Annotated in this window: 9 protein-coding genes; 1 reads left to right on the top strand and 8 read right to left on the bottom strand. The window is 51.3% G+C overall.

Going from position 1 to position 11356, the window contains the following annotated elements:
* Window positions 1-423: 423 nt before the first annotated feature.
* Window positions 424-2817 carry a S8 family peptidase gene (locus tag PPL9_RS01350; protein WP_057460960.1) on the top strand — a complete coding sequence of 798 codons (2394 nt, stop codon included), beginning with the start codon at window positions 424-426 and terminating at the stop codon, window positions 2815-2817.
* 105 nt (window positions 2818-2922) lie between these two features.
* On the opposite strand, the gene PPL9_RS01345 is transcribed toward PPL9_RS01350, so the two are convergent.
* From PPL9_RS01345 to PPL9_RS01310, 8 genes are all read right to left on the bottom strand, one after another.
* Window positions 2923-4302, bottom strand: coding sequence for a multicopper oxidase family protein (locus tag PPL9_RS01345; protein ID WP_057460959.1), 1380 nt, complete (start codon window positions 4300-4302; stop codon window positions 2923-2925).
* Window positions 4303-4512: 210 nt separating this feature from the next.
* On the bottom strand, window positions 4513-5205 hold the full coding sequence (gmk, locus tag PPL9_RS01340; RefSeq protein ID WP_057460958.1) for a guanylate kinase: 693 nt from the start codon (window positions 5203-5205) through the stop codon (window positions 4513-4515).
* A gap of 92 nt (window positions 5206-5297) precedes the next feature.
* Window positions 5298-6188: a YicC/YloC family endoribonuclease gene (locus PPL9_RS01335; RefSeq protein ID WP_057460957.1), complete on the bottom strand. Its 891-nt coding sequence runs from the start codon at window positions 6186-6188 to the stop codon at window positions 5298-5300.
* Window positions 6189-6432: 244 nt separating this feature from the next.
* On the bottom strand, window positions 6433-7608 hold the full coding sequence (mltG, locus tag PPL9_RS01330; RefSeq protein WP_057460956.1) for an endolytic transglycosylase MltG: 1176 nt from the start codon (window positions 7606-7608) through the stop codon (window positions 6433-6435).
* 192 nt (window positions 7609-7800) lie between these two features.
* Complete coding sequence (fabF, locus tag PPL9_RS01325) at window positions 7801-9066, bottom strand: beta-ketoacyl-ACP synthase II (protein ID WP_057460955.1); 1266 nt, start codon at window positions 9064-9066, stop codon at window positions 7801-7803.
* A gap of 153 nt (window positions 9067-9219) precedes the next feature.
* On the bottom strand, window positions 9220-9456 hold the full coding sequence (locus PPL9_RS01320; RefSeq protein ID WP_008551920.1) for an acyl carrier protein: 237 nt from the start codon (window positions 9454-9456) through the stop codon (window positions 9220-9222).
* A gap of 274 nt (window positions 9457-9730) precedes the next feature.
* Entirely contained in the window at window positions 9731-10468 is a 738-nt protein-coding gene (gene fabG / locus PPL9_RS01315; RefSeq protein ID WP_057460954.1) for a 3-oxoacyl-[acyl-carrier-protein] reductase, read from the bottom strand.
* A gap of 115 nt (window positions 10469-10583) precedes the next feature.
* Window positions 10584-11356 (bottom strand): ACP S-malonyltransferase (locus tag PPL9_RS01310; protein ID WP_082596449.1); only part of this gene is annotated, 773 nt, incomplete at its 5' end.

The following is an 11356-nucleotide window of genomic DNA, read 5'->3' as shown; positions in this document are numbered from 1 at the left end:
GTGCTGGCATGCTGTGATCCTCCCGAACAGAGTGAATCACAAATCGAAGTTTTGGGGAATCTCATAGATTCAAACTTTGATCGAAACGCTTTAGCTGCCACTAACCTTTCAAAACATGATTGCGGCGATGCATGAGGAAGCGATACTGAGTGCATCAAAGCAACACACTGCTGCAGAGTTCTTTGAAAAAAGAGCTCTGCAATCACGGTCTTGCTGAACAGATCAAAAAAGAATTTTTCCACGTTAGGCAAACAAGTTCGAACTGATCTTTGCAGAACACAGATGGTACAAAACACAAATCTGAAAACAGATTTTAAAACTGCACATTAAGCATGCTTACCTCAACCCACTAATTGACAGTTTCACTATACAGCCAGACCTTCTTTGTTAAGCGCAACTGACATTAATCAAGTTGAGGTTCTGATGAGAACAACCGTATACTGGGCTGGTGTGTCGATCACACTCTTGAGCTTATCTGGGTGCAATGGCGGTGGTGGGAGTTCCGATGCCACAGACACAGCCAATAGAAACGCACCACTCATCAAGACTCAAACGTGTACCAATAATGCCGGTACACCCGATGCTTTTTCATCTTCTTGCACGACCTCATTTAACACAGCAACAGTGGATCTCATTTCCAAAACTGATGAGTTTGCCACACAGAAGATCAACGTTAGCTCAGCCTGGACTGGAACAGGGTACTCGATAAAAAGCAATGCGTTCTCAGACATCAACCTTCAATTTGCGCGTTCAGTTGGGCTGACCGGTGCTGGGGAAACAATTGCTATTCTCGACACCGGGTTCTTGCTGTCTCACAAAGATCTCAGAGATAAAAATGTTACGGTCTACGGAAAGAACGAAGTGCACGACCATGGAACCTTCGTTGCAACAATCGCAGCTGGAGATGAAAATGGAAGCGGTGTGATGGGAGTTGCATCTGGCGCTGACCTTCACTTAAGCACATTAGAGGGTGGTTCACCGTCCAGTTCAGGCACTGAACACCTTGCAGCGACAACTACAGATGCTTTCAACAACGGGGCTATTGTCCAAAATAATTCATGGGGTTATCATTTTGCGAATGGCGCGACCATCACGCTTTCCTATTACAACTCGATAGCTAATCAGAATCCAGGCTTATCCCCGGAAGCCGTTCTTGCTAATTATTCCGGCCAAAGCATTCAATCCTGGAAGAACTACAGATCTGCCCTTAATCAGTTTACCAGCAGTGGTGTTGTGGTATTTGCACAGTCTAATGATGAGAATGACACCAGCTCATCTTTCATTGCAGCTCTGCCCGAAATTTTCTCTGAACTGAAGGGCTCTTGGGCGGTCGCAGTCAATGGTCTTCCTGAATACGATTCTGATGGCAACATCTCTAAGGTACACCGGGTATCTGCAAGTTGCCTTGAAACCGCACAATATTGCCTGACAACAAATGGAACCGTTCGCGGTGGAACTTCATCGTCGGACAGCGCCTATGGAGTGGCAACAGGGACCTCTTTTGCTGCTCCTCAAGTATCCGGATCAATTACCCTTCTTGCGGAGGCGTTTCCATCTTTACCAGCTAAAGACTTGCTCAACAGGCTCTTTGCATCAGCCAACAACAGCTTCATGACAACAACTGGAACTATCGACTTCGGAAACGGCGTGACCCACGCTTACAATGAAGAGTTTGGTCATGGTTTTCTTGATTTAAAAGCGGCGTTGATGCCGATTGGAAATGTAGGTGCACCGCTTTCCGATAATGCTTATGATGGCATTGTTCCTCTATCAGAAGTTAGTGTCACAGCCGGTACAGCTCATGGAGACGCCATAGCAAATGCGCTTCAGGGTAAAGCCATGGCTATCTACGATTCCCTTGGCGCAAACTTTGCCATTGATGCAAGTGCACTTGTGGGATCTCAGTCACAAAACGTCGGTGCACAGCTTGCCACCTTCCGATCAGATACCAAAGTCAAAACCTCTGGAGTGCTGTCTTACTCCTTCATGAACAATGAGCTCTCCCAGGATTCTGGCGGACTTCAGTTTGTTTCAGGCGCCATCTCAGATGTTGGTGAGGAACTCGGCTTTATAAGATCTGGTAGCGGACTATTTTCTGGCGATTCTTCAATTATTGCAGACGGCCCTGAAACCATGGCTTTTGCAACCGTGAGCAAATCCAATGGACACGGCATTGGTACGCTAGCATTTGTCGAACGCACGAATGATGGTATCGCTTCAGTAGGATTTGGACTTTCTACGGCAAGAGCGATAACGCCTGATCTGACAAGTGTCTTTGGCTTCACCGTGAATAGCGAAACAGGTACTGCGCTCGGTCTCACTGCGGAAAGCCAAGATGATGAGAGCTTATCTGCTGCAAGTTCTGCCTTCTCTTTCGCTGGTGAGTGGACATATCGGCAAGGCCTTTCATTCTTTGCAAATGCTGAGCTTGGTATGACCGTTTCCAGCGGCGCTGGGTACATCGAATCTCTTGATCCAGCTCTCCATAGTGCCTTTAGCGCTGGGATGAAGGTTGAAGGATTGTTCTCGAAGACAGATTCAATCACATTTTTACTTCGGCAGCCCCTGCGCATCGAACAAGGTACCGGAACCATTCGTGTCCCGTCTGGGCGTTTGCTGGATGGAACGATTTCCTACGCAGACCACGAGATAGAGCTTACGCCTAGCGCACGACAGGTGGATTTTGGTTTCCGTTATGACATCGATCTTATGCAAGAGACCTCATTGGGTCTGGGAGCAGTACTCTCCGTGAACGAAGGCCATACAACAGGTAACCTTGGGGCGTCTGGTATCATGGCCTTTAAGCATCGTTTCTAAGTTTGATCCTGTAAAATCACGCTAGCGTTTCTTACTGTATGCGCAAAAGAAAGCCCTGAGATTTTATCCGGTCTCAGGGCTTTTGGTTTCTTCGCAGAAGTGATTTTACTCCACGCGCATGAAGGCGGTCATGCCGCTTTCCTGGTGTTCTATGATGTGGCAGTGCATGAGCCAGTCGCCTTCGTAGTCCGGGCGCACGGCCACTTGTACGCGTTCGTCTGGCAGCACGAGCGCGGTGTCGGTCCACCATGGGGCGAGCTGGCGTTTATTGCTTTTGAGGAGCTGAAAGGTCATACCGTGGATATGGATCGGGTGCGTGTGCGGGGTTCGGTTGATGAACTCGAACACATAAGATTTGTCGCGTTTGAGAACTTCCACCGGATCTAATGGGCCGCGCTCTGCGCCTTGCCATGCCTCTTTATTGACCGCCCAGAATGAAAATCCCAGACTTCCGCAGATTGGGTTGGCTGGTCGTTTTTCCGCTGTGGCCGAGAATTCCAGCGGGATGTATTCCGCGTTTTTCAGATCAGGCTGCGGGATCGGGTTGGCTGGCAACGGTTTGATCTCGCGCAGGTCGCGGTTCAAGGATTGCCCGATTGCTCTCAGTGACAGCACCGGCCATGGAGAGGATGAGGAGAAGTTGGTCAGTTCAATTTGCTGCCCTTCTCCATCTGGAATACGCATTGCTATGTCCGCACGCTGCCCCGGCCCCAATGCCAGCTTGTTAACTGCAAATGGTTCAACCGGATTGCCATCCATGGCGATGACCTTTGCATCCGTGCCTTGCGGGAAGGACAATTTGTAAATGCGGGTGACATCAGTGACGCACAGGCGCAGGCGGACAAGGGAGCCTGCTTTTACATCCATAACTGGTGCTGATTGCCAGTTAGAGGTACGGAACGTTCCAAACGTCCCTGTTCTCGCAGATTTGCGTGGCTGGAACAGTTTGACGAACTGACCATCACTGCCAAGGCGGAAGTCGCGCAGGTTTACCGGGATGTCATGATCAAAGCCGGGATCTTCATCTTCCTCGACGATCATCAAGCCTGTCATGCCGTAAGACAACTGCTCCAAAGAGTTACAGTGCGGATGATACCAGAACGTACCTGCATCATGCGGTGTGAAGCGATAGTCGAAGTGATCGTCGGTGTACACATAATGCTGGGTCAGGAATGCCACGCCGTCCATATCATTGGGCAGGCGCATGCCATGCCAATGGATCGTCGTTGGCTCTTGCAGTTTGTTGATGAGGCGACTGTGGAACGGCTGGCCCTGCTTTACGCGCAAGGTTGGTGGCATGGCGTCGCCAAACGTAAACATGTTTTTTGTGGCAGGCGCACCGTTCATCAATTGATGATCGATGTTTCTTGCAATCATATCATGGCGTTTTGGAACAGCCCACAGACTGGAGGCACCTGCCAAGCCGCCAGCAACAGCTGCCCCGCCAAACAAAGCGCCCTTCAGCGCCTGACGTCGTGTGATCATCGCTCTTTGTCCTCAAGTTCAACCCGTCTCTGTACTTGGCTGGTCAATGGCTATTCACTCACGACGGCTGCTGTTTTGCAGGGCACCTGCTCTTGCAAGTAATGCCCTGCTTGTATCTGGCTCATAATTTGATTCAAGTAGCTAATAGTTTGAATCACAAAACCACGTCAACATTCTGAATTTACAAGATTTTGCATTGTTCTTGTCTGATTATTCAGCAATGGTAGCCTTCAGGTCGGCAATTATACCTTCCATCTTCCCTGAGAGTTTTGGCAGGCGAACCCGTTTCAGACGTTCGCTTGCGATGATTGACTGCACTGTTGCTACGGCTTTATCTAGGTCATCATTTACGATGATATAGTCAAACTCCTGCCAACCGGAGACTTCGTCAATCGCTGTCTTCATGCGGCGTTTGATGGCTGCATCATCGTCATCTCCACGGCCCGTCAGGCGGGCGTGCATTTCTGCGATTGATGGTGGCAGAACGAAGATGGCAACAACGTCTTCTCCGGCCTGTTCCTGCAGCTGGCGCACGCCTGCGATATCAATATCAAACAGGATGTCCTTACCTGCGTTCAGGCTGGCATCAACCGGTTCACGCGGAGTGCCGTAATAGTTGTCGTGGACCTTGGCCCATTCCAGAAGTTCGTTGGCTTTGATCTTGCGTTCGAACTCATCCGTTTCGAGAAAGTAGTAATGAACGCCGTGCTCTTCGGCTGCGCGGCGTTGACGGGTCGTTGCTGACACAGAGAGCGCCAGTTTGTCGTCATCAGCCAGCAGTTTGTTTGCGATCGTTCCCTTCCCTGCTCCGGAGGGCGCAGCTAACACCAGCATAAAGCCGCGGCGCGCCTCTTCGATGTCCTGAGCTGATACGGTTGTCCCATCTGATTTTTTAGAGGTCATATTGGTTCTGTCTTCTTTTGCTTATCTGCACTTCAAACTCTTGTCTTCATGTTCTGCTGCGAAAACCGATCCCTGATTTTCGCAGCACCGCTTCACTCGATGTTTTGAGTTTGTTCGCGGAGCTGGTCGATCACTGTTTTCAGTTCAAGCCCGATTGCTGTCAGCTCTACGCTGTTGGATTTAGAACAAAGTGTGTTTGCTTCGCGGTTAAATTCCTGTGCCAGGAAATCGAGGCGACGTCCGATGGCCCCACCTTTGACGAGCAAGTCACCGACAGCTTCCACGTGCGCGTAAAGTCGGTCCAGTTCTTCACGGATGTCTGCTTTGGTGGCAAGAACAGCTGCTTCCTGATGCAAGCGCTGAGGATCAAGCTGGCTGCTCGCCTGAAGCAGCTCGTTGACCTGAGTTTCAAGACGGGCACGAATGGCCTCCGGGCTGCGGGAGGGCAGTTCCTCAGCTTGCCGGGCCAATGCCTCAATGGTATCGACCTGGCCCTTCAGCAAAGTGGCAATGGCGTTGCCTTCGCTTCTGCGCATTTCGACAAGCTCGTTCAGTGCTTCACCAAAGGATGACAGAAGAGCCGCAATCTGAGCGTTCTTTTCATCTTCGCTCTCTTCAGCCTCTTCAAACTCCAAAACGCCCTTATAGCCCAGAATGCCGTCGAGTGTTGGCTCTGGTGCATCAGGCAGACGGTCCCGCAAAATGGAGATGGCTTTGAGTACTTGCTCAAGAGCGTCTTCATTTACAACCAGCGCGGTGTCAGACTGCGAACGTTGCATCTGCAGGCCTACAGAGACGTTACCGCGTTTCAGTTTCGCAGCGAGGCGCTTGCGCACTTCCGCTTCAACTCCGTCCAGCCCCTGAGGCAGACGCAACCGGGCATCCATACCTTTGCCATTGACGGAACGGAGTTCCCACACCCAGCGTGTCTCTTCATAGCTGCTTTCCACGCGCGCAAAGCCGGTCATGCTCGCCAGTGCCATCCCTTGAAACTCCTCATCTGAACACCGTCTGTTCGTTGGCGTTCTCATTCAATATTTGCTGGCCCTGAGCTTACCCGTGAAATCGGTCCATGCCCATGAGGTATGTCGTTGCCCCGGCCTTTGCGCCTAACCTAATCTGAAAACCAGTATGCATCTTTCACGTAGATGCTTGCTTTCAGCAAAAAACCTGCCCGGTGTTTCAACTGGGCAGGTTTTTCTCATTTTGTCCTGCAAGGTTTGCAGATCAGTTCTTTTTCTTTTCCGCAGCCTGTCTGGCACGGATCTCTTTTTCAACCTTACGCCAGTTGGCTACATTGCGCTGATGCTGTTTATAGCTTTCAGCGAAAGCATGGCCACCCGTTCCGTCGGCTACAAAGTAGAGATCCTTTGTGCGAGCAGGATTTGCGACCGCTTCCAGAGCTGCAGCACTCGGGTTGCCGATTGGCCCCGGAGGCAGTGCTTTGATCTGGTAGGTGTTGTAAGGGTTCTTTTCCTTGAGCATGGAGCGCGTGATCGCAGAGCGATCTCTTGTCCAGGCATCGCCACCAAACAAGCCGTAAAGGATCGTTGGATCAGACTGCAACGGCATGCCCTTGCGCAGGCGATTGACGAAGACAGAAGCAACGCGCGGATGCTCATCCACCTTGGACGTTTCCTTCTCTACGATAGAGGCAAGGATCACGAGTTGTTCTGGCGTATCAATCGGCAAACCCTGAGAGCGCTTTTCCCAGATGCGTGCGATGTGATCATTCATCGCCTTTTCCATCTGTTCGATAATGCGCGCCTTTGTGGTTCCACGGGTGAATGTATAGGTCTCTGGCAGCAGCGAGCCTTCTGCTGGGATTGCAGAGATTTCACCGGTCAGGATCTTGTTTGCATTCAGGCGGTTGATGATCTGAGCGCTGCTCCAGCCTTCCGGGAAGGTTACGGAGTGGTACACAGCACGGCCACCGACAAGATCTTCCATGACAGTCTTCATGGAAATCCCTAGTGGGAACTCGTACTCACCTGCTTTGATTTTGTTCTCATTTTTGAACAGGCGGGTGCCAGCTTCAAATACGAGTGAGTTGGTAATGACGCCTTCGTCTTCCAGCTTCGCAGCAATCTGCGGCAGGCTCATGCCACTCGCGACAATGAAGATTTTCTCTTCTGTCAGCGGACCGGTGGCATCAAACTCGCCCTTCCCCCAATAAAGTGCAGCGCCGGCAACGATAATGCCGAGTACAGCCATGGAAAGCAGAAAGTTGATGGTTATGACGACTGGATTGCGTGCATGACGGGAACGCGGCGGAGGTGGTGGTGCAGCTTCTGGCTGAATAGCGCGGCTGGGACTCCGCGGTGCAGATTGCCCACCCGGCTGAATATGAAGATCGGACTGATCTTGAGGCCCATTTGAGTTGTCTTCAGGCGATTGAGCCATTGTAACCCTCTATACGGGAGCACTTACAGCACTCCATTACTAGCGTATCCTTAGCGAAAACCGATGCCCACTTTTCGCAGATACGCTTTAAATACTCATTACAGAGCCTAACCCATTCGGGAGCCGCAATATAAAAGGCCAGATTCCGCCATGCGGAGTCTGGCCCTTTTATTTCTTGATCAAGAAAGCGAGTTATGACTCGACTTTTTTGAGAACCAGAGACGCGTTTGTGCCGCCAAAGCCAAATGAGTTAGACAGAGCATAATTAATCTCCATCTTCTTGGCTTTATTAGGGACCAAGTCAATCTCAGTTTCAACTGATGGATTTTCAAGGTTGATCGTTGGTGGAGCAATCTGATCACGGATCGCCAAAGCGGTGAAGATTGCCTCTACTGCACCAGCAGCACCCAACAGGTGGCCGGTTGCAGATTTGGTGGATGACATGGTCAAAGACCCGGCATCATCACCAGCCAAACGCTCAACTGCACCCAGCTCAATCTCGTCACCCAGAGGTGTTGAGGTGCCGTGTGCGTTGACGTAATCAACATCACCGAGAGAAATGCCAGCGCGTTTCAGCGCAGCTTTCATACAACGGTACCCACCGTCGCCATCGGATGCCGGTGCCGTAATGTGGTATGCATCACCGGACAGACCGTAACCAACAACTTCAGCGTAGATTTTCGCACCACGCGCAACAGCGTGCTCGTATTCTTCGAGAACAACAACGCCAGAACCGTCGCCCATGACAAAGCCATCGCGGTCTTTATCGTAGGGACGAGAACCTTTTTCAGGCTCATCGTTGTAGCCAGTAGACAGTGCTTTACAGGCGTTAAACCCGGCAATGCCCAAACGGCAGATTGTGCTCTCAGTGCCGCCAGCAACCATAACGTCTGCATCATCCAATGCGATCAGACGGGCAGCATCGCCAATAGCGTGCGCACCAGTGGAACAAGCTGTAACCACTGAGTGGTTCGGGCCTTTGAGTTTGTGCTTGATGGACACATAACCGCTTGCAAGGTTGATCAAACGACCAGGAATAAAGAACGGGCTAACACGACGCGGGCCCTTCTCTTCCATCATAATTGCTGTTTCAGCGATACCCTGAAGACCGCCAATTCCAGACCCAATCAGGGTCCCGGAACGGTTCTGCTCTTCTTCAGTCTCTGGATTCCATCCCGAATCTGCAATTGCCTGGTCGGCAGCTGCGACAGCATAAATGATGAAGTCATCTACTTTACGCTGTTCTTTTGGGAGCATGAAATCGTCTGGATTGAAGGTTCCATCGGTTCCATCGCCAAGTGGTACCTGACAGGCGATTTTGGTTTGAAGGTCTTCAATTTCGAAGCCCTCGATGCGCCGTGCACCGCTCTTACCTTCAAGAATTCGCTGCCAAGAGATTTCTGCACTGCTGCCCAGCGGGCTAACCATGCCAATGCCTGTGATAACGACTCGACGCATATTTCCTGCACTTTAATTAGATTGGCGCTGCCAGCCCTTTGTGTCGTACCGGAAGACATAAGTGTCATTCTCTGCGACAGGCATGCAGCTGAAAAGGAAACAGGCGCGGCGAGCGCAAATGACCCACCGCGTGCCTAGCTTTTTGAAACAGGATTAGCCCTGTTTGGATTCGATGAACTTTACAGCATCGCCAACGGACTGAATGGTTTCAGCAGCATCGTCCGGGATTTCAACGCCAAATGCTTCTTCGAAAGCCATAACCAGTTCAACGGTGTCCAGGCTGTCTGCACCAAGATCGTCGATGAAGCTTGCAGATTCAACGACCTTGTCAGCCTCTACGCCGAGGTGTTCGACAACGATCTTCTTTACCTGCTCTGCAACATTGCTCATTTTAAGTCCTCAATTGGTTTTCAAGGTAGTGTTTCGGTCCGCTTCGCGGGGCCTTGTTTCACTCGGCTCCCGTGTTGCATACTCTGGTTCTTTTGAAAAGACGCAACGGCCCATATGTTAAGCCGCTTCCAAAGAAAACCGCAGCTTTTCCGTTCCTCTTTCCAAGAGGTCACTTCTAATCGGCGGGTTCCTAGCACAATTAGCACTGGTTTACCAGCCGCCAGTAGTGATTGCCCCATTTGTAAGAGGATCGGACCGGCTGCGTATTTCTTCGTTAAATCATCGCCATACCGCCATTCACGTGCAGTGTCTGACCGGTAACGTACGCTGCTTCATCACTTGCGAGATAAACAGCTGCACCTGCGATTTCTTCAGCAGTGCCCAAACGACCAGCTGGAACGTTGCCCAGGATCGATTCGCGCTGCTTTTCGTTCAGCTCGTCGGTCATCGCGGTGGAGATGAAACCTGGAGCAATTGTGTTTACGGTGATCTTGCGTGACGCCACTTCCTGCGCCAAAGACTTGGACATGCCGATCATGCCAGCTTTTGCAGCAGAGTAGTTCACCTGACCTGCGTTGCCGGTAACACCAACAACAGAGGTAATTCCGATAATGCGGCCCTGACGACGCTTCATCATGCCTTTGATAGCAGCACGGCAGATACGGAATGTTGCGGACAGGTTCACTTCAAGAACCTGATCCCATTCTTCGTCCTTCATGCGCATGAAGATGTTGTCACGGGTGATACCAGCGTTGTTCACGAGGATATCGAGAGTGCCCATCATTTCTTCAGCCGCTGGTACAAGCGCATCAACACTGTCACGATCAGACAGGTTTGCTGCTTTAATGTGAACGCGGTCACCCAGATCAGATGCCAGCGCTTCCAGCTTCGCTTCGCGGGTACCGGACAAGGTTACAGTTGCACCTTGCGCGTGAAGAGCGCGTGCAATCGCTTCACCGATACCACCGGTCGCGCCGGTTACGAGAGCGCCTTTACCTTCTAAATTGAACATGCCGTTGGTCTCCTCGGCTTAAAATCCGTTTGAAGAAAGCTCATAGGGAGGAACCATAGGTTCCGTCTATACGCAGTGCAAAATGCGGTGCCTTTGAGCCTTCAAAATCTGTGTATTAGCTTTCGACGCCTTCAAGACGTGCAACAAGTGCATCAATATCTTCTGCTGTGTTGATCGCAACACCTTCCAGAGACTTGACGATACGGCGCACCATGCCACTGAGAACCTTACCAGTGCCGATTTCAACAAGCGTGGTCACTCCGTTGTCGGCCATCCAGGTTACAGATTCGCGCCAGCGTACAGTTCCAGTCACTTGCTCTACGAGACGAGTGCGGATTTCTTCCGGATCAGTGATTGGTGCAGCAAGAACGTTTGCAACGAGTGGAACAACCGGTGCTTTAATTTCAACTTCAGCCACTGCCTTTGCCATTGCATCTGCAGCAGGCTGCATCAAAGAGCAATGGAACGGTGCAGAGACCGGAAGCAGAACAGCGCGGCGAGCGCCTTTGCCTTTTGCGATTTCACAAGCACGCTCTACGGCTGCCTTATGGCCAGACACAACAACCTGACCGGTTGCGTTGTCATTAGCTGCCTGACAAACTTCGCCCTGAGCGGCCTCCTGTGCAACTTCCATCGCCTGATCGAAGTCCAGCCCCAGGAGAGCTGCCATTGCGCCCTCACCTACTGGCACTGCTTTTTGCATTGCGTCACCACGAATGCGCAGCAGACGTGCTGCATCGGCAATGCTCAAAGAGCCCGCTGCAGCCAGTGCAGAGTATTCACCAAGAGAATGGCCTGCTACAAAACTTGCAGCTTTGGAGAGGTCAACGCCTTTTGCCTCAAGCACACGCATGGTGGCGAGACTTACAGCCATCAGAGCTGGCTGGG

Origin of the sequence: Pseudovibrio sp. POLY-S9 (assembly GCF_001431305.1) — a bacterium.
Lineage (GTDB): Bacteria > Pseudomonadota > Alphaproteobacteria > Rhizobiales > Stappiaceae > Pseudovibrio.
The sequence above is the reverse complement of the archived record's forward strand: the minus strand, read 5'-3'. Positions and strand labels throughout refer to the sequence as shown.

Coding starts and splice junctions, on each gene's coding strand:
- PPL9_RS01320 (WP_008551920.1), bottom strand. CDS start 9,456: ATGAGCAATGTTGCAGAGCAGGTAAAGAAGATCGTTGTCGAACACCTC.
- PPL9_RS01345 (WP_057460959.1), bottom strand. CDS start 4,302: ATGATCACACGACGTCAGGCGCTGAAGGGCGCTTTGTTTGGCGGGGCA.
- mltG (WP_057460956.1), bottom strand. CDS start 7,608: ATGGCTCAATCGCCTGAAGACAACTCAAATGGGCCTCAAGATCAGTCC.
- PPL9_RS01350 (WP_057460960.1), top strand. CDS start 424: ATGAGAACAACCGTATACTGGGCTGGTGTGTCGATCACACTCTTGAGC.
- fabG (WP_057460954.1), bottom strand. CDS start 10,468: ATGTTCAATTTAGAAGGTAAAGGCGCTCTCGTAACCGGCGCGACCGGT.
- PPL9_RS01335 (WP_057460957.1), bottom strand. CDS start 6,188: ATGGCACTGGCGAGCATGACCGGCTTTGCGCGCGTGGAAAGCAGCTAT.
- fabF (WP_057460955.1), bottom strand. CDS start 9,066: ATGCGTCGAGTCGTTATCACAGGCATTGGCATGGTTAGCCCGCTGGGC.
- gmk (WP_057460958.1), bottom strand. CDS start 5,205: ATGACCTCTAAAAAATCAGATGGGACAACCGTATCAGCTCAGGACATC.